This window comes from Pseudomonas sp. PHC1, assembly GCF_046487845.1.
Lineage (GTDB): Bacteria > Pseudomonadota > Gammaproteobacteria > Pseudomonadales > Pseudomonadaceae > Aquipseudomonas > Aquipseudomonas sputi.
Genome location: NZ_JBJXHJ010000028.1, coordinates 45579 through 64016, shown reverse-complemented (window position 1 = coordinate 64016; position 18438 = coordinate 45579). Strand labels below are relative to the sequence as shown.

At 62.5% G+C, this 18438-nt stretch carries 19 protein-coding genes; 9 read left to right on the top strand and 10 right to left on the bottom strand.

What is annotated here, in order from left to right; genetic code table 11:
- Window positions 1–171: 171 nt before the first annotated feature.
- From ACKJSM_RS26040 to ACKJSM_RS26030, 3 genes are read right to left on the bottom strand one after another with little or no spacing between them, the layout of a single operon-like run.
- Complete coding sequence (locus tag ACKJSM_RS26040; protein ID WP_236181741.1) at window positions 172–1353, bottom strand: acetyl-CoA C-acetyltransferase; 1182 nt, start codon at window positions 1351–1353, stop codon at window positions 172–174.
- A gap of 11 nt (window positions 1354–1364) precedes the next feature.
- Complete coding sequence (locus ACKJSM_RS26035; RefSeq protein ID WP_011333516.1) at window positions 1365–2030, bottom strand: CoA transferase subunit B; 666 nt, start codon at window positions 2028–2030, stop codon at window positions 1365–1367.
- 24 nt (window positions 2031–2054) lie between these two features.
- Complete coding sequence (locus tag ACKJSM_RS26030) at window positions 2055–2753, bottom strand: CoA transferase subunit A (RefSeq protein ID WP_169429807.1); 699 nt, start codon at window positions 2751–2753, stop codon at window positions 2055–2057.
- Between the two features lie 209 nt (window positions 2754–2962).
- Here ACKJSM_RS26030 and ACKJSM_RS26025 point away from each other — a divergent pair, with 209 nt between their 5' ends.
- Entirely contained in the window at window positions 2963–3865 is a 903-nt protein-coding gene (locus ACKJSM_RS26025; protein ID WP_410239261.1) for a LysR substrate-binding domain-containing protein, read from the top strand.
- A 3-nt stretch (window positions 3866–3868) separates the two neighbouring features.
- On the opposite strand, the gene ACKJSM_RS26020 is transcribed toward ACKJSM_RS26025, so the two are convergent.
- Window positions 3869–4711: an NAD-dependent protein deacetylase gene (locus ACKJSM_RS26020; RefSeq protein ID WP_410239260.1), complete on the bottom strand. Its 843-nt coding sequence runs from the start codon at window positions 4709–4711 to the stop codon at window positions 3869–3871.
- An 82-nt stretch (window positions 4712–4793) separates the two neighbouring features.
- A complete protein-coding gene (locus tag ACKJSM_RS26015) occupies window positions 4794–5840 on the bottom strand; it encodes a class I SAM-dependent methyltransferase (RefSeq protein WP_410239259.1) in 1047 nt (348 codons plus the stop codon).
- 303 nt (window positions 5841–6143) lie between these two features.
- Between ACKJSM_RS26015 and ACKJSM_RS26010 the strand changes: the two genes are divergently transcribed.
- Both ACKJSM_RS26010 and ACKJSM_RS26005 read left to right on the top strand, forming a co-directional pair.
- Window positions 6144–6983 (top strand): DUF692 domain-containing protein, encoded by an 840-nt coding sequence (locus tag ACKJSM_RS26010; protein WP_236181737.1) that lies wholly within the window; start codon window positions 6144–6146, stop codon window positions 6981–6983.
- Window positions 6976–7725: a DUF2063 domain-containing protein gene (locus ACKJSM_RS26005; RefSeq protein ID WP_410239258.1), complete on the top strand. Its 750-nt coding sequence runs from the start codon at window positions 6976–6978 to the stop codon at window positions 7723–7725. The genes ACKJSM_RS26010 and ACKJSM_RS26005 overlap by 8 nt, the downstream gene beginning before the upstream one ends.
- A gap of 1 nt (window position 7726) precedes the next feature.
- Here the strand turns inward: ACKJSM_RS26005 and ACKJSM_RS26000 are convergent, their stop codons facing one another.
- From ACKJSM_RS26000 to ACKJSM_RS25985, 4 genes are all read right to left on the bottom strand, one after another.
- On the bottom strand, window positions 7727–8761 hold the full coding sequence (locus ACKJSM_RS26000; RefSeq protein WP_410239257.1) for an NAD(P)/FAD-dependent oxidoreductase: 1035 nt from the start codon (window positions 8759–8761) through the stop codon (window positions 7727–7729).
- Window positions 8748–10928, bottom strand: coding sequence for a hypothetical protein (locus tag ACKJSM_RS25995; protein WP_410239256.1), 2181 nt, complete (start codon window positions 10926–10928; stop codon window positions 8748–8750). The genes ACKJSM_RS26000 and ACKJSM_RS25995 overlap by 14 nt, the downstream gene beginning before the upstream one ends.
- Window positions 10929–11020: 92 nt before the next feature.
- Window positions 11021–12325 (bottom strand): ATP-binding protein, encoded by a 1305-nt coding sequence (locus ACKJSM_RS25990; RefSeq protein WP_236181733.1) that lies wholly within the window; start codon window positions 12323–12325, stop codon window positions 11021–11023.
- Window positions 12322–13062, bottom strand: coding sequence for a response regulator (locus ACKJSM_RS25985; protein WP_011333526.1), 741 nt, complete (start codon window positions 13060–13062; stop codon window positions 12322–12324). The genes ACKJSM_RS25990 and ACKJSM_RS25985 overlap by 4 nt, the downstream gene beginning before the upstream one ends.
- 306 nt (window positions 13063–13368) lie before the next feature.
- On the opposite strand from ACKJSM_RS25985, the gene ACKJSM_RS25980 reads away from it, so the two are divergent.
- The 5 genes from ACKJSM_RS25980 (at window position 13369) to ACKJSM_RS25960 (ending at window position 16585) form a co-directional block, all read left to right on the top strand.
- A complete protein-coding gene (locus ACKJSM_RS25980; RefSeq protein ID WP_236181732.1) occupies window positions 13369–13638 on the top strand; it encodes a DUF2790 domain-containing protein in 270 nt (89 codons plus the stop codon).
- A 29-nt stretch (window positions 13639–13667) separates the two neighbouring features.
- Window positions 13668–13964, top strand: coding sequence for a hypothetical protein (locus tag ACKJSM_RS25975; RefSeq protein ID WP_236181731.1), 297 nt, complete (start codon window positions 13668–13670; stop codon window positions 13962–13964).
- Window positions 13965–14041: 77 nt separating this feature from the next.
- Window positions 14042–15256, top strand: a complete 1215-nt coding sequence (locus tag ACKJSM_RS25970; protein ID WP_410239255.1) for a cytochrome c biogenesis protein DipZ — start codon at window positions 14042–14044, stop codon at window positions 15254–15256.
- 218 nt (window positions 15257–15474) lie between these two features.
- Window positions 15475–15747 (top strand): DUF4242 domain-containing protein, encoded by a 273-nt coding sequence (locus tag ACKJSM_RS25965; RefSeq protein WP_236181729.1) that lies wholly within the window; start codon window positions 15475–15477, stop codon window positions 15745–15747.
- A gap of 25 nt (window positions 15748–15772) precedes the next feature.
- Window positions 15773–16585 carry a class I SAM-dependent methyltransferase gene (locus tag ACKJSM_RS25960; protein WP_410239254.1) on the top strand — a complete coding sequence of 271 codons (813 nt, stop codon included), beginning with the start codon at window positions 15773–15775 and terminating at the stop codon, window positions 16583–16585.
- Window positions 16586–16637: 52 nt separating this feature from the next.
- Here ACKJSM_RS25960 and pcsA read toward each other — a convergent pair whose 3' ends face one another.
- Window positions 16638–17360: a phosphatidylcholine synthase gene (pcsA, locus tag ACKJSM_RS25955; protein WP_039767868.1), complete on the bottom strand. Its 723-nt coding sequence runs from the start codon at window positions 17358–17360 to the stop codon at window positions 16638–16640.
- A gap of 259 nt (window positions 17361–17619) precedes the next feature.
- On the opposite strand from pcsA, the gene ACKJSM_RS25950 reads away from it, so the two are divergent.
- Window positions 17620–18351, top strand: a complete 732-nt coding sequence (locus tag ACKJSM_RS25950; protein WP_236181727.1) for a tellurite resistance TerB family protein — start codon at window positions 17620–17622, stop codon at window positions 18349–18351.
- Window positions 18352–18438: the final 87 nt, after the last annotated feature.

Sequence of the window (18438 nt, the reverse complement as noted above, 5' to 3'; positions counted from 1 at the left end):
TGTGTTTGCTCGCACGAACATCATCAACCAAATCGGCGTTCTTGTTTCTATGTTTCCCGGGATTCCGTGAAGAACCAAAAAAATACCCGGTGCGACGTGAGTCGCACCGGGTTTGTTGCCAGCGGGCAGTGGATGTCGTGGATCCGCCGCCCGCTGTGAACTCTTTTGCGTTTAAGCGCGTTCCAGCGCCAGGGCTACGCCTTGGCCGCCGCCGATGCACAGGGTCGCCAGACCTTTTTTCGCATCACGCTTGATCATCTCGTGCAGCAGCGTCACCAGCACCCGGCAGCCTGACGCACCGATCGGGTGACCGAGGGCAATGGCGCCGCCGTTGACGTTGACCTTGTCCAGATCCCATTGCAGATCCTTGGCCACCGCCAGCGATTGTGCGGCGAAGGCTTCGTTGGCTTCGATCAGGTCGAGCTGGCCGATGCTCCAGCCAGCCTTGTCCAGGCAGCGGCGAGTGGCGGACACCGGGCCGATGCCCATGATCGCCGGGTCCACGCCCGCATTGGCATAGGCGGCGATTTTCGCCAGTACCGGCAGGCCCAGTGCTTTGGCTTTTTCGGCGCTCATCAGGATCACGGCGGCCGCGCCGTCGTTCAGCGACGAAGCGTTGCCGGCGGTGACGCTGCCGTCCTTTTTGAAGGCCGGACGCAGTTTGGCCAGGGATTCGGCGGTGGTGTCGCCGCGTGGCTGCTCGTCGACCTTGAACGCCACCGGATCGCCTTTGCGCTGCGGGATCAGGATCGGGGTGATTTCATCGACAAAGCGCCCGGCCTCGATGGCCGCGGCGGCTTTCTGTTGCGAGGCGGCAGCGAAGGCGTCCTGCTGCTCGCGGCTGATCTGGTACTTCTCGACCAGGTTCTCGGCGGTGATGCCCATGTGGTAATCGTTGAACGCATCCCACAGGCCGTCGCTGATCATGGTGTCGACGATTTGCGCGTGCCCCATGCGCAGACCGGTGCGTGCGCCCGGCATCACATAATTGGCCAGGCTCATGTTTTCCTGGCCACCGGCAATGATCACGTCCGCGTCGCCGCAACGGATCGCCTGTGCGCCGAGGTGCAGGGCCTTGAGGCCAGAGCCGCAGACCTTGTTCAGGGTCATGGCCGGCACGGCGTGGGGCAGGCCGGCCTTGATCGCCGATTGGCGCGCCGGGTTCTGGCCAGCGCCGGCGGTCAGCACCTGGCCCATGATCACTTCATCGACCTGGGCACCGTCCAGACCGGTCTGCTCAAGCAACTGGCGGATGACCGCTGCACCCAGATCCACCGCGGAGACGGTGGCCAGCGATCCCTGGAAACTGCCGATCGCGGTGCGCGTGGCGGCAACAATGACGACGTCTTGCATTTTCGAATTCCTCACTCGGCAGCGAACTGCATTTCCGGTACGTGATCCGGGACGATCAGTTTACCAGCGGTTTTGGCGACGATTTCCTCGACGCTGACGCCAGGTGCGCGTTCCTTGAGGACAAAAGCGCCATTTTCGATTTCCAGGTACGCCAGGTCGGTCAGTACGCGCTTGATGCAGCCGGCGCCGGTCAGCGGCAGGCTGCACTGGCTCAGCAACTTGGATTCACCGTCCTTGGACGCATGGGTCATGATGACGATGATGTTATCGGCGCCGGCCACCAGGTCCATTGCGCCACCCATGCCCTTGACCAGTTTGCCGGGGATCATCCACGAGGCGATGTTGCCTTGCACATCCACTTCGAAGGCGCCCAGCACGGTCAGGTCGACGTGACCGCCGCGGATCATGGCGAAGGACTCGGCGGAGTTGAAAATCGATGCGCCGATGCGCGCGGTCACCGTCTGTTTGCCGGCGTTGATCATGTCGGCGTCGATGGTGTCTTCAGTCGGGAACGGACCCATGCCGAGCAGGCCGTTTTCCGATTGCAGCATGACTTCCATGCCTTCGGGGATGTAGTTGGCGACCAGGGTCGGGATGCCGATGCCGAGGTTCACGTAGTAGCCGTCCTGCATTTCGCGGGCGACGCGTTGAGCCATTTGTTCGCGGGTAAGTGCCATGTTCGTGTTCTCCGTCAGCCTGGATTATTTGCGGATGGTGCGTTGTTCGATGCGTTTTTCGAACGTGCCGCAAATGACCCGGTCGACGTAGATGCCGGGGGTGTGGATCTGCGACGGATCCAGTTCGCCGGGTTCGACGATTTCCTCGACTTCGACCACGGTGATCTTGCCGGCGGTGGCGGCCAGCGGGTTGAAGTTCTGGGCGGTGTGGCGGTAGATGACGTTACCGAAGTGGTCGGCTTTCCAGCCTTTGACGATGGCGAAGTCGCCGGTGATGGATTCTTCCATCAGGTACTTGCGACCGTGGAATTCACGCACTTCCTTGCCTTCGGCGACCGGGGTGCCGACGCCGGTGGCGGTGAAGAACGCCGGAATGCCGGCACCGCCTGCGCGCATTTTTTCGGCGAGGGTGCCTTGCGGGGTCAGGACGACTTCGATGTCGCCTTTGAGCAGTTGCTCTTCGAACAGTTTGTTTTCGCCGACGTAGGAGGCGACCACCTTGCGGATCTGGCGGTCGGTCAGCAGCACGCCGAGGCCGAAACCATCGACGCCGCAGTTGTTGGAGACGACGGTGAGGTCACGGGTGCCCTTGCGCTTGATCTCGGCGATCAGGTTTTCCGGGATGCCGCACAGGCCGAAGCCGCCGGCGATCACGGTCATGCCGTCTTCAAGACCTGCCATGGCTTCCTCGTAGGAATACACGCGCTTGTCGAAACCTGCCATATGCACCTCTTTTATTGTTTGTCGGGCGGCTGGCTAGCCGAATGACTGGAGTGTCGCGCTGAAGGATATATTTGTTAAGTTGATTTTTAAGGTTGATTGATTGATAAAGCTCATTAAATCACTGTTCTACGTGCTGATCGTTACCACGCAGACGGTTCGACGCCTCGATGTGGGAACGATCAAAACTCTGATTCGGAAGCATAGCGTCCATGACCATCAAGCAAATCCGCGCCTTTCTCGCCGTGGCCCAGAGCCTGAGCTTTGCCGTGGCCTGCGAGCGCCTGCACCTGTCGCAATCGGCGCTGAGCCTGACCATCAAGGCGCTGGAAGAAGGCCTGGGCGGGCGCCTGTTCAGTCGCAACACGCGCAACGTGGCGCTGACCCCGGAGGGCGAATCGCTGCTGCCGCTGGCCCGGCGCCTGATCGCCGACTGGGACAACGCCGAAGACGAAATGCGCCAGCGCTTCAGCCTGCAACGAGGACGGGTGACGCTGGCGGCGATGCCGTCGTTTGCCGGCAACCTGCTGCCGCCGATCCTCAAGACCTTCCGCGCGCGTTATCCAAACGTCAACGTCACGGTCAACGACGTGATCAACGAGCAAGTGCTGGAGATGGTCCGTGATCGCCAGGTCGAACTCGGCGTGGCCTTCGAGCCGATGCAAAACACCTCGCTGACCTTCACACCGCTTTACCGGGATCGCTTCGTCGCCGTGGTGCCAAAGGATTCGCTGCTGGCCGAGCGGAGCGACATTGATTGGCAGACCCTGTTGCGGGAACCCTTCATCACCTTGCAACGACCGTCCACGGTGCGGGTGATGCTGGAGGAACACTTGCAGGCCCGGGGGATGAAGCTGCCGGTGGAATTTGAAAGCCATCAACTGGCGACGGTCGGGCGGATGGTGGCGAGCGGGCTGGGCGTGAGTGCGGTGCCGGCGTTGTGTGCCGGGCAGATGCGCGAACTGGGCGCGCATTGCCTGACCTTGCACGCGCCGGTGGTGGAGCGGGCGATTGGCGTGCTGACCGATCCGGGGAATGAACTGTCGGCGGCGGCGCAGGCGCTGTTCGATATCCTTCAGTTGGAGAACCTCGGCCAGCGCCTTTCCATCAGTTGAGTGTCAAAGCGCAAGCCGCTGCGCCAGCAGGGGCAGGAGTTGCTCACAGGAGCCTTCGATTTTCAGATTCAGCAACTCATCCGCCCGCGTTTTCCCCAGGTTGATCGCGATCAGCGGCTTGCCCCGATCGGCGATCACCCGGCACAGGCGAAACGCCGAATACGCCATCAAGGACGATCCGACCACCAGCATCCCGGCGGCATTTTCCGCCAGCGTCATGGCCCGCGCCGCTGTTGGCTGCGCCACGTTCTCACCAAAAAACACCACGTCCGGTTTCAGCCGTTCGCCTGCGCAATGCGGGCAGTGCGGCACCTGAAATCGTGCCTCGAAGGCCGGGTCGAGCAGGGTGTCGCCGTCCGGTGCCTGCACGGCATCGACGCCGGCCAGGTATGGGTTCTGCGTTTCCATCAATTGCTGGATCGAATCCCGTTCGCTGCGCTGCCCGCAATCCAGACACAACACCCGGTGCAGGCTGCCGTGCAGTTCGATGACATCGTGACTGCCGGCCTGATCGTGCAGGGTGTCGACATTCTGAGTAATCAAACCGCCGATCCGGCCGTGGCTTTGCAGGCTGGCCAGCGCCTCATGGGCGGCGTTCGGCCGTGCCTGGCGCACGCGGGGCCAGCCGAGCATGGCCCGGGCCCAATAGCGGCGGCGCGATTGCGGGGCGGCGAGGAATTCCTGGTACATCATTGGCTGCCGCCCCCGGCGCACGCCGTCGCTGTCGCGGTAATCCGGAATGCCCGACGGCGTGCTGATGCCGGCGCCGGTCAGCACGATGAAGTCGCCGTCGGCCATGACCTGTTGCAGGTAGTCGAGCGGGTCGGGAAGGGGACGGTCGAGCATGAGCAGCGCTCCGCAGGCTGTAAGTGCCTTGCAGGTTAGCACCGACGGACGCCTCTTTTCAGAGGCGTCCGCTGCCCGGCGGTTATTTGCGCGCCTCCAGGATCAGGTTGAACGGCGTCTGTGTCGCCCGCCTGAAGTGTTTGAAACCGGCTTCGGTAAACACCTTGCGCAAGCGCGACTCGCCGGCCTGCGCACCGAGGCCCAGTCCCACTTCCTGGGACAGCGAATTTGGCGTGCAGATGAACGTTGACGCGGCATAGAACAAACGCCCGACCGGCGTGATGTTTTCGTCCAGGGTGTCGTTGGCAAACGGCTCGACCAGCAGCACTGTGCCGTCGTCTTTCAATGATTCAAACGCATGCTTCGCCGCGCCGACCGGATCGCCCATGTCGTGCAGGCAGTCGAAATAGCAGATCAGGTCATAGTCATCGCCGGGATAGCTCTTCGCGGTGCCCTGGAAGAACTGCGCGCGACTGCTGACGCCACCTTCTTCGGCCCGTTGGGTGGCGACGGTGATCGAAGGCGCGTGATAGTCGAAGCCGACGAACCGCGAGTTGGGATAGGCCTGGGCCATGATCACCGTGGACGCACCGTGACCGCAGCCGATGTCGGCGACCTTGGCGCCTGCTTCGAGTTTGGCCACCACACCGTCCAGCGCCGGCAGCCACTCGGCGATCAAATGCCCCTTGTAGCCGGGACGGAAGAACCGCTCGGTGCCGGTGAACATGCACGGATGGTGATCGCCCCAGGGCAGGGCGCCGTTGCCGCGCATGGCTTTGACCAGTTTGTCCTTGTCATGGAAAAACGACGCCACCACGCCGAGGCCGCCGGCCACGTAAACCGGCGAATCCTCCTTGGCCAGGGCCTGCGCCTGTTCTTCCGGCAGACGGAATTTGCCGTCGTGATGTTCCATGTAGCCGGACGCCGCGTGGGCGCTCAGCCATTCGCGCACCAGTCGCGGGTTGCAGGTGGTTTTTGCTGCGAGGGATTCGGGGCTGATCGGCTGACTGTCGGCCATTGCCCGATAGAGGCCGAGTTCTTCGCCGACGATGACATTGGCCAGCATCGCCGCGCCGCCCATGTCGTTGACCAGTTTGCCCATGAATTCGTTGAGTCTGGCCTCGTCCATTACATGTGCTCCTTTGACAGGATCACAGTCCGGTGGCGTTGGGGTCGAGGCATTCACCACCGGGCGGTGGTCGTGGAAACGGGCAGGGCGACACTGTTGTCCTGCGGCCCCCTCGACTGGGTACTGATTGAGTCTAGCCGCTGTTGGAATCCGTGGTGGTTATGTATCGCTGTGTATCTCTACGGCTGTTGGATACACAAGGTGTCAATTGTCCCGACGGTCGAACACAGCGGCGACACAGTGGGCGCATTAACTGCAAGGGTCAGTCGCTGATCTGGCGGCTCCCAAGCAGAGATCTTGCCCATGCAGACTCCCCACCCCACCTTGCAGGCCAGCGTCGGGCTCGGCCTGCGTCGCGGCTTGATGAAAGACCTGCAAGCCGCGCGCACCGGCGATTTCGACTTTCTCGAAGTGGCCCCGGAAAACTGGATCGGCGTCGGCGGTGCCCATGGCGCCGCGCTGCGTGAACTGGCCGAGCGATATCCGTTGTCCTGCCACGGGCTGTCATTGTCGCTCGGTGGTTCGGCGCCGCTGGACGTCGGTTTTCTGCGGGAAGTGCGCACGTTTCTCGATCAGCACAGGGTGCCGCTGTACAGCGAACACCTCAGCTATTGCAGTGACGACGGTCACCTCTACGACCTGCTGCCGTTGCCGTTCACCGAAGAAGCGGTCCACCACGTCGCGGCGCGGATCCGCCAGGCCCAGGACATTCTTGGCCGGCGACTGGCGGTGGAAAACGTTTCCTACTACGCCGCGCCCCGGCAGGACATGGACGAAGTGACCTTCACCAACGCCGTGTTGGGCGAGGCCGATTGCGATCTGCTGCTGGACGTCAACAACGTCTACGTCAATTCGATCAACCATGGTTTTGACCCGCAGACCTTTCTGGCTGCCATCGAACCGGGCCGGGTGGTCGGCCTGCATGTGGCCGGGCATTTCGATGAATCCGACACGCTGAAAATCGACACCCATGGCGCCTCGGTCAAACCGGTGGTCTGGTCATTGCTGGCCGACGCCTATGGCCGGTTCGGCGCGCAGCCGACGTTGCTGGAGCGGGATTTCAATTTCCCGGCGTTTTCCGAACTGGTGGCGGAGCTGCAAACCATCCGCCGCCTGCAAATCGAAGGAGGCCCCCGTGGATAATCTTCTGCGGCAACAACAGACGCTGACCCGCTACCTGCGCGATCCGGAGCATGAAGCGCCACCGGCCGACATGAACGCGGCGCGGGTCAAGGTCTATCGAGACCTGGTGTTCAACAATGTTTCGCAACTGCTGGGCAGCACGTTTCCGGTGCTGATCCGGATCATCGGTCACGCGCGCTGGCGCACATTGATCCGCGGCTTCCTGCGGGACTACCGCGCGCAGACGCCGAAATTCGGTGAGATCGCCGAGGAGTTTGTCGGTTACCTCGCTTCAGAACCGGCCCTGTTGAGCGAGGGGGACTGGCCGGCGTTTCTGCTGGAGCTGGCGCATTACGAGTGGGTGGAAATGGTGTTGCAGCAGTCTGACGCGCAACCCTTGCCTGCGAGTGATCCGGGGCAGTTGCCGGAGCGGCCATTGCAGGTTTCGGCGTTGGCCTGGCCGTTGGCGTATGCGTGGCCGGTGCAGATGCTCGGCCCTGACCATCAACCGGCCACGCCACCGGCCCAGCCGACGCTTTTGCTGGTGCGGCGCACGACGGACTGGAGTGTGAAGTTTTCCGAGTTGAGTCCATTGGCGTGGCGGCTGTTGCAGCGGATCGACGAGTTCCCGTTGCTGAGCGGTCGCGAGCAACTGCAAGGGTTGGCGATGGAGGCGGGGTTGCCGGGAACTGCATCGTTCATGGACAGCGGACTGGCGTTGCTGCGCCAGTTGCATGAGGACGGTGTGATCGGCATTGTCTGAGTCAGTCGTCAGCAGCCAGCCAGCGCGGCGGGTCGGGATGAAGGCGATAGAAGCGACGAAGTTGTGCCATGTCCTTCTCGAACCAGTCGCCCAGCCATTGGCGGTATTGCCTCTGAGCAGAAGACTGCACGGAGGGCTGCCCGATGCAGTCGGACACCACCTGCGCGGCCTGCATGCCGGTCATCAAGGCCTTGAGCACGCCATGGGAAGACGCCGGATCGAGCTGGCTGGCCGCGTCGCCGACCATGAAATAGCCCCCACCGGCTGGCGCAGTGCTGATGCGCCACGTTACATCGGCGCCGTGGATGGCGCCCTGCGTGGGCAAGTGTCGCAGCGATTGGGGAACGACCGGGGAGTGCAGGCCTGGCGCGTTGAATGCCAGATGCGTCCAGTGCGTCACGTGCGCCTGCACGTTTGCGATCCACGTCCAGCCATCGCGGCCCGCCGCCAGGTGCGGTGCATGCTGATAACCGGGTGGACAACCCCGGACATAACCGTAGCGGGCAATCAGACGTGGCGAACAGGGGTGGCTGGTCAATCCCAGCTGCCGATGCAGCCAGGTGGATGCGCCGCTGGCATCGATCACATAGTCGGCGCGCAACCGGCCTGAATCGGTTCGTACACCGGTCACACGATTCTTTTCGCTGAGGACGGCGAGTGCGCGACACGGCTGATGGACCATCACTCCCAGCGCTGCGGCGTGCTGCAATAACGTCGTGTCCAGGGTTGCCCGGGGAATCTGAAAGCCTCGCCACGGGCCATCGTCGTCGCTACCAAAACCGATGAAGCGCAGCGGCTTGTTCCATTGCACCCAGTACCCGTTGAAGCGCAATGCATGCTGCACGCATGGTTGTCCGGCGACACCCAGTTGCTGAAGCACGGGTTCGATGCCTGGATGCAGGCTTTCACCGGGGCGAAACCGCGGGAAGTCATGACGCTCGATCAATGCCACGCGCAGACCGCGTTGTGCGCAACCGATCGCCGCCGCCGACCCCGCCGGACCGCCGCCGACCACCACGACATCAAAGGGTTTCAAGGGCGAGTTGCCACGCAGCATGTTCGTATTTGACGAGTATCGTCTCGGCGCTGACGAACAGTCGTACCTGTTGCCTGACCTGCACATCGCGCCCTCTGAAGTCTTCGTCCGGGATGCTTTCGGTGCCGCGTTCGTACATCAGGAAGCGATAGACCCAGCCGCGCAATACTATGCCGACCTGCTGTTGCGCCGAGTCCAGTTCCGGATCGGGTCGCTGCACTCGGATGAAGGACAGCAACGGCCACGCATGGCGCAGGGACTTGTCGGTTCCCGCACCGAGTACGTTGTAGACGCGATACATCGAGAGCACCCGGTTCTGGTATTCCTGCTGGGTGATTGCGCCGGTCTGCTGCAGGGAAAATCTGTTTTCAAGGGCGACTTGGGTGTAATCGCTGTATTCGTAGGCGCGATAGCGGACGAACGTCCGGCGCTGATCCTGGATCAGTTGTGGGGGGCGCTGGTTGTCCCAGGCGACGGCGCCTGTTCCGGTTTCCGCATCGGTCAACGGGATAATGGTGTGCAGGCTTGAGCGGGGCTCGAATGTGCGAGCGGAATCGGGTGCCAGGCCGGGCCAGAAAGAGCCCAATGCTGCGCAGATTCTGGCGTCCTCGGGAAACGGACTGGCCATTTGGTAACCGACCAGATGGTTGATCCAGTGGCCATCCGGGATTGGCTTGCGAACCCAGCCCACCCCCCATCCCGGGGCGAAAATGCCGGTATCGCCGTCCGGCAATGAGGTGGGACGATCAATGTCGGCCAGATCGGTGCCGGCCGGCGGCGGTAGGCCGGGCTTGCGCGGTAAGCCGACAATCGCGGTGACTCCCCGATCCTCCGGGGAGAACGGTTGATCCGCGAGTGTCAGGTTGGCGCAATAACGCACGTTCGATAACGCCTGCAGGCGGGCATGCCAGATGTTCGGGTCGGTAAAGGCTGGCACTTGCCTTGCCCAGCGCATCAAGCGCCGTGGGTGGCAAAACGGAAAGAAATCCGGGGTGGCAATGATCGAATAGGCAGGAATCGACTGCAGATGCCCCAGCGACGTGCAGTGCGCGCGGATGTAACCGTCGGCCGTGCCGTCCCGATGGTGCAGGGCGCGATATCCGCCTTGCTTCACCAGTTCGGCGACACCCTCGCGGTGGTTCAGATCTTCGATAGTGCCATTGTCGTGCAGCATTGACCGACCATGGATCATGCCCCCCGAGTCCTTGGGCATCGTGAATGACAACAACTGGCCCCGGTAACGGGCCGGCTCGGCAAGCTGCGGTCTGGGCCTTGGCAACAGCAGGCCCGATCCCGATCCGGGTTCCACCTCCAGCATTGCCAGACCATCGGTGATGACAAAGGGCGACTGGGAAATATCCGGTTCTTGCCAGCCGGTGTCGCTGTGACGCAGATGGATGTGGCGAATTTTTTCATTGATATGAAAAGCTTTGAATTTCACCTCCAGATCCAGTCCCGCCAGGCATTCCTTGCCATCGAACAGCTTGTGCATCGGCACCCAGAATTTCAGTGCGGGATCGACGTCCGGCTGAGCATCCATCGGGCCGAACTGTTCGTGATTTCCTTGGCGTTGCACGGCGATATAGGCGCTGTAATGCACCGGCATTATGCGAATGCCGTAGGGGTCGTCCTGAACGAACGGCAAGAAACAGCGCAGCTCGGGGGCATACAGGGCGCTGGTATTGCCCACACGAGCAATTCCGGTGCGCGAGTAACACAGATCGGCGTGCTCACCATGAACCGTGTCGGGGGCGCAACGGTACTCGCTGGCAAACACTGCCACGGCCAGCGGTTCGCCCTGGGCCTTTCGCTGCAAATCCTTGAGCGAGGGCGGACGGACGCCGAAGACGTAGTTCAGAACAGCCCGGATCTCGACAGGGCTTGGATAGGTTTGCAGGGGCTGACCACTTGCATCGCGCGTGACCCTTGGCGACGCCAGCGCATGAAAGAGCAGGCTTTGGGCAGGCCGGGCAGGTTCGATCGCCCGATTGCCGGTCGGGCAAAAGTCTTCAAAACCGGGCAGCGACCGGTCGATACGCAAGGGTTTGAGCAGTTCGTCCTTGAGCGGTACGGCGAGAATGTCCAGACCATGGGCCAGCATCAGCGAGTGCCAGCCGCCGGGTGCCAGTCGTCGACAGGTTTGATTGACAATTTCGAGCAGAGACATGGAGCACCCCGCAACGGCTGAGCGAGGTGTCATCCCACAATAATTCTGCCTGGCCGGCTACTGTCAGATCTGACAGTCGCGACCGCTGGCGCTCAGCTCAATGGCAACTTCAGCTCCGCACACAACCCGCCACCTTCGCGATTGCTCAGCGTCAGCGACCCACCCAGCGCCAGCGCCAGTTGCTGGGCAATCGCCAGCCCCAGCCCGGTGCCGCCGGTGCTGCGGTTGCGCGAGTTTTCCACGCGGTAGAAAGGTTCCATCACCTGGGCCAGCTCTTCTTCGGCGATGCCCGGGCCGCGATCCATGACCTTGATCGAGAGGCCGCTCTTGTCGCGTTGAATCAGCAGCTCGGCCGCTCCCGCGAACTTCAGCGCGTTGTCGGTCAGGTTGACCAGCACCCGGCGCAAGGCATGGGGACGGGTGTCGATGACCGCGTCACTCTTGCCGCTCAACTGCACCTCTTTGCCCATGTCCTGATAGTCGAACACCAGGCTGTCGAGGAACGAATCCAGGTTGGTGCGCCGGCTTTCTTCGGTCGAGCCGTGGATGCTGCGGGCGTAGGCCACGCCTTCGCGCACCAGATGTTCCATCTCGCCGAGGTCGTTCCACAGTTTGTCTTTCTCGGCTGAATCGTCCATGAACTCCGCCCGCAGCTTCATGCGGGTGATCGGGGTTTGCAAGTCATGGGAGATCGCCGCCAGCAGCTGCATGCGTTCTTTCAGGTACGCCGCAATCCGCGCCTGCATCGAGTTGAAGGCGCGGGCAGCATAGGCCACTTCGTTCGGGCCTTTTTCGTCGAGGTTGATCGGGTGGGCGTTGGGGTCGAGGGTTTCCACCGCGTTGGCGAGGCGGGTGAGGGGGCGGATGGCGATGCGCACCGCCAGCCAGGTGCAGGCGAGCATCAGCGCCAGTTGCCCGAGCAACACCACCGGCAGCCACGGCGACAGCGGCACCATCGACGGACGCACATCGATGGTCACCGGGCTGCCGTCGCTCAGGCGCAGGTGACCCTGAAAGTGTTTTTTCGGGCCGGGAATATCGGTGAATGTCAGCGGATAGGCCTCGCCAATTGCGTCGGTAATCGAGGTGACGGCAATCGGCACGTCCTGCGGGTCCAGCGGTGTGCCCGGTTCGCCTTCGCTCAGCAAGTAACCGTAGTTCTTGCGCGCCAGGCGTTTGAGCCACATCGGGCGTTCTTCGGCGGGCAGACGATCAAGAATGGCAATCGAGGTCGAAACGTCGGTCTCGAGGTTGCCGAGCATGGTGTTTTTCGCACTTTCGTAGCGCTCGTAATATTGCGCGCCGAACGACAGCGCCTGAGCGAGGATCAGGCCGATCAGGAAAATCAGCGACAAGCGGGAGGCGAGGGTGCGCGGCCAGCGCAGGGCGACATTCATGCGGGGGCTCCGAGGACTTCGACCGGCAGCGAGAACACATAGCCTTCGCTGCGCACGGTCTTGATGTAGGCCGGTTCGCGGGCGTCATCCAGCAGGCGCTGGCGCAGACGGCTGACCAGCAGATCGATGGAGCGGTCGAACAGATCGGCGTCCCGGCCCTGGGTCAGGTTGAGCAATTGATCGCGGCTCAGCACCCGTTGCGGATGGTCGAGGAACACCCGCAGCAAACGGTATTCCGCGCCGCTCAGGGCGACCATGGTGCCGTCCTTGTCCAGCAGATGCCGAGCGGAGGTGTCGAGCTGCCAGCGACCGAACGCCAACAGCCGACCGCTTTCGGTGACCACCAGGTTGGGTGGCAGCATGCGCGTGCGACGCAGCACGGCGTTGATTCGCGCCAGCAGTTCGCGGGCGGCGAACGGTTTGGTCAGGTAGTCGTCGGCGCCCATTTCCAGACCGAGGATGCGGTCGGTTTCATCGTTGCGCGCGGTGAGCATCAGGATTGGCGTGGCCTTGTGTTTGCCCGAGCGCAACTCGCGGCACAGCAGCAGGCCATCGTCGCCGGGCATCATGATGTCGAGCACGATCAGGTCGACGGTGTTGGCTTCCAGAAAGCTGCGCATCTGCCGGCCATCGGCAACCACTGTGGTGCGCAGGCCGTTCTTCTTCAGGTAATTGCCGACCAGTTCGCGAATCTCGCGATCGTCGTCGACGATCAGGATGTGATCGACATGTTCCATGGGGCCAAACCTCAATCAAAGGGGATTGCCGGGCAGTCTATCGAGCCCGCGCGGACCCGCCTGCCTGCCTTTGTATTGCAGTGTATCCAGCGCTGTGACGGATACATGCCGACGCAAAAAGCGGATTTTTGCAGGGTTTTGTATCGCTGTGTATCCCGGACGCGCGCGGATACGTAGCGATTTATACACGGCATTTGCCGACACATGCGCGATACCTCGCGAGCTTTAAATGAGCTCCATCGAGGCACACACAGAACGCCTCGGCCCAATCAACGATTCAACCATTGAAGCCCCGAGGAAAACGCCATGAACGCCAAGACCCAATCGATTGCTGCCGCTTGCCTGTTTGCCGCTTTGAACATCTGCACTCTGTCGGCCCGCGCCGAAGCCGATGTCACCCCGCAAACCTACGCCTACGGCAGCCACCTGGACATCCAGAAAGTGGTGTCGCTGACACAGGACAACTCGATGACCTGCGGCGTCGTCGACGCCCGCCTGACGTACCTCGACTCGGCCGGCAAGACCCAGGTGCTCGACTACCGCAAATTCGCCGACGGCTGCAACCAGGACAACTGATTACCCATCGCTATTAAAGGAACCTCGCCATGAACAACGTATCGCGCTATCTGACCGCTGTTGCCTTCTCCCTCGCCGGCGTCGCGGCTCACGCCAACGCTGCCGTCGAACAGCACAGCTGTGGCAGCAGCACCTGCTTTCAACTGGCCCCGGTGGCCAAGCCGGGCAACGACGGCCTGATCGCCGCCGACGGTTCCAGCCGCACGCCGCAGGGGCAGAGGGTGGCCGCCGACGGTTCCAGCCGTACGCCGCAAGGCCAGACGCTGGCCGAGAACGGTGCCAGCCGTACGCCGCAAAGCCAATGGCTGGAAAACCAGACGGCTTGAGGATTGAAGGGGGCTGCCCGTAACGGCCGGCCCCCGATCCAGTCAACAGACCACCCCTTATTCAAAAGGTGAACCTCATGTTTCTCATCGCTTTCCTGGGCGGTCTGTTGACTGTCCTCAGTCCGTGCATCCTGCCGGTGGTGCCGTTTCTGTTCGTCGGAGCCGACCGCACCCGTTCTTCGATCCTGCTGACCCTCGGCGGCATGGCCCTGACCTTTGCCCTGATCTCCAGCCTGGCGGTGGTCAGCAGCGAGTGGGTGATCCAGGCCAGCAACACCGGTCGCCACATTGCGCTGGCGGTGATGGTGCTGTTTGCGCTGTCGCTGATTTCCGCGCGCATCGGTGACTGGCTGGCGCGGCCCTTCGTGCGGCTGGGCAATCGCCTCGACCCCGACGCCCGGAAAAAGACCGGCCCCATGGCCTCGATCATGATTGGCGTCGCTACCGGTCTGTTGTGGGCGCCGTGCGCCGGTCCGATCCTCGGCGTGATCCTCACCGGTGCCATGCTGCAAGGCGCCAACGCTCAGACCAGCCTGTTGCTGCTGGCCTACGGTGCGGGCAGTGCGCTGTCGCTGGGGACGCTGATCTTCGCTGGTCGCGGTCTGGTCAATCGGTTGAAACCGTCGATTCCGTTCACTGGCTGGTTCCGCCGGGGGGCGGGCGTTGCGGTGCTGGCGACGGCGGCGGTGATCGCCACCGGTGCCGACAACCTGCTGCTGGCCAATACCTCGTCCCAAGGCGTGGCATCGGTCGAGAAAAGCGTGCTGGAGAACGTGCCGAAAGTGCTGGACTACTTCGTCAGCAAAGTCCGTGCGGACTCGACCGAAGACGAGGCGAGCAAAGGCGCGATGCCGTCGTTGTCCGGCGCGGTGCAATGGCTGAACTCGCCGGAACTGACGGCTGAGTCCCTGCGCGGCAAAGTGGTGCTGGTGGACTTCTGGACGTATGACTGCATCAACTGCCAGCACACCCTGCCGTACGTGAAGGCGTGGGAGAAGAAGTACGGCAAGGACGGCCTGGTGGTGATCGGCGTGCACACCCCGGAATACGGCTACGAGCGGATCATCGACAACGTCAAGGATCAGGTGCACAAGCTCGGCATAACCTACCCGGTGGCCATCGACAACAACTACGCGATCTGGCGCAACTTCGATAACCAGTACTGGCCGGCGCATTACCTGATCGACGCCAAGGGCCAGGTGCGTTACACCCACTTCGGCGAAGGGCGTTACGAGGCTCAGGAGCAGATGATTCAACAGCTGCTCAAAGAGGCCAAGGCACCTGCGGCCTGATCAATAAGAGCGAACGGCCCGGAGTCAACCTTCCCGGGCCGTTTGGCTTTTCCAATATCTGTTTCGGGGCCTTTACAAAATCCCGCCATTCATCGGCCAACGCCCGGTTTTATGGGCTCTCCGGACGATTGGCAGGGACGCCGGACAACGCCCGCGCGATAGTGGGCGAGCGGGGCCAACAACGGCTCTGACATCCATAAAAAGAATGCGAGGTTGCCATGCCGAAGTTCGTGATTGAACGCGAGATTCCAGGAGCCGGAAAGCTATCGGAGCCAGAACTCAAGGCCGTATCGCAAACGTCCTGCAACGTGCTGCGTGAACTCGGGCCAGAGGTGCAGTGGCTGCAGAGTTATGTGACTGCCGACAAGATCTATTGCGTGTACATCGCACCCAACGAGGAGCTGGTACGCGAACACGCCAAGCGTGGGGGATTTCCGGCCAATAGCGTGTCCCGGGTGACGAGCATCATCGACCCGACGACCGCCGATTGACCCCTCTGCCGCGGAGCACCCATTCATGAGTACCCCCATTGATCTCACTGCCCTGAAGGAACGCCAGAAAGTCGCCTGGGCCAGTGGCGACTACGCCGTGATCGGCACCACGTTGCAGATCGTCGGCGAAACCCTCGCCGAAGCCTGCGACTTGCGCTGCGATGAAGAAGTGCTGGACGTTGCCGCCGGCAACGGCAATGCCACGCTGGCGGCGGCACGCCGTGGTTGTCGGGTGACGTCCACCGATTATGTCGCGGCGCTGCTGGAACGCGGCCAGGACCGGGCGCGCGCCGAGCATCTGGACGTGACCTTTCAGGTCGCCGATGCCGAGGCGCTGCCGTTTGCCGATTCCAGTTTCGATGCGGTGCTGTCGACCTTCGGCGTGATGTTCGCCCCGGATCAGGCCAAGGCGGCCAAGGAGTTGGCGCGGGTCTGTCGCCGTGGCGGACGGATCGGCCTGGCCAACTGGACGCCCGAAGGCTTCGTCGGCCAGATGTTCAAGACCCTCGGCCGCTACCTGCCACCGCCACCGGGTGCGCAACCGCCCTCGAACTGGGGCGCGGAAGCCTGGCTGCATTCGAACTTCGATGATCGCCAGTTCCAGGTCCAGGTGACTCGCCGCCACTTCAACTTTCGCTACCGCTCGGCGGCGCATTTCATTGATGTGTTTCGCCACTGGTACGGCCCGGTGCACAAGGCGTTCGCCGCGTTGCCGCCCGAGAGCGGGCAGGCGCTGGAGACAGATCTTGCTTTACTGATCGACGGGTTGAACCGGGCGGGAGTGGAATCGATGGTGGTGCCGAGTGAATATCTGGAGGTCGTCATCACCAAGCGCTGAAACCATTGTGGGAGCGAGCTTGCTCGCTCCCACAGGGATCCCTGCAGAGCTTCTATTTCAGATGCGCACTGTCAAACCACTCCAGCGCCGTGCGCCAGATGCAGATGCCGAGAAAGTACGCTGACGCCAGCAGCCACAAGCCCATCACCAGCGGGTTGATCACCGGGTGGTTCAGCACCAGCGACAGACTGCACAGCAGCCAGATCGCCGTCACGGCAATGTTGATCGGCATGAACCGGCGTACCCGGAACGGGTGCAGGAATTTCATCCGGGTCACGGTCAGCAGCGCCAGGCCAATCACCGTCAGGAAGGTGAGCCATGGCCCCGGATCGATGATGTACAGGCACAGTGCAACCACGTTCCAGGCGGCGGGGAAGCCGACGAAATAGTTGTCCTTGCTCTTCATGTTGACGTTGCAGAAGCAGAACAGCGACGACACCAGAATCAGCGACACGGTCAGCAGCAGGGTGTAGTCGGGCAGGGGAATGTAGCGATAGATGAACAGCGCCGGGATGAACACGTAGGTCAGGTAATCGATCACCAGATCGAGGATCGATCCGTCGAAACTCGGCAGCACCGACTGCACGTTGACCTTGCGCGCCAGCGCCCCGTCGAGGCCGTCGACGATCAGTGCCACGCCCAGCCACATCAGGCAGTGAATCGGCTGGTTTTCCAGCAGGGCCAGGGTGGCCAGGAAGGCGGTGACCACGCCGGTCGCGGTGAAACCATGGGCGCCCCAGGCCTTGAGCCTGGCGATGTGGACGGTCGATATCACGAAGGCGTTCTCCAGAAAGTGCAGCAAGCCGCGTAAACCCTTGGGCAGCAAGGGCGGCGACCAACCGGGTCGGGGTTGCAGCTATCGACCGGTCGGGCCGGGTCAAGGTTCACCCATTCGTGAAGATTAGCTGGCCGGGAAAAAAGTTCTCTGGAGAATCACTCGCCCATGGCCACGTCAGCCCAACGGTGCTGGCACATCGCATCAAGAGGACTATCGTTGCCTGACGCAGTCATACCCTTTGCCTGAGGACGACGTCATGAACACCAGTGATCTGCTCGAACAACTGCTGCGAGGCCAGGCCTCGGCGGGACAACCAGGTGGCGCGTCGGCCGGCGGGGGACTGGGCGGGCTTGGCGGGTTGCTCGGCGGTCTGCTGGGCGGTGGCGGTACCAGCGGCGGCGGTTCTCCTGCCGGAGGACTGGGTGGCCTGGGCGGGCTGCTTGGTGGATTGCTTGGCGGTGGCGGCGCGCTGGGTGGCGGCACGCAGCGTCGCTCCGGCGGCACCCATTACGCGGCGCTGGCCTCGCTGGGCATGATGGCTTTCCAGGCGTATCAGGCGTGGCAACGCAGCCAGGCCTCCACCGCGCCGCAGCAGACCCCGCAAACCGCGGACCTGCTGTCCGGCCCGCAAGTCGAAGAACACAGCCATGCCGTTCTGCGTGCGTTGATCGCCGCGGCCAAGGCGGACGGGCGGATCGACGACTCGGAAAAACACCTGATCAGCAGCGAAATCGGCAAGCACACCGATGACCCGAACCTGCAGCAATGGCTCGACGACGAAGTCGCCAAACCCCTGAATCCCACCGAAGTCGCCCAGGCGGCGCAGAACGATCCGGCCATGGCCGCCGAAATGTACCTGGCCAGCGTGATGCTGGTGGACGATCAGCAGGACGCCGAACGCAATTATCTGGATGAACTGGCGGCGGCGTTGCAGATCGACCCCGAATTGCAGGTTCACCTGGAGCAGCAGGCCAAGGGCACAGCCTGACAGCAAAACCTCACGATCTTCGCCCGCGCCTGTTCAAGTCAGGCGCGTGGCGAAGGCTCCGTCCGTCCGGGCACATTTAACGTCGAT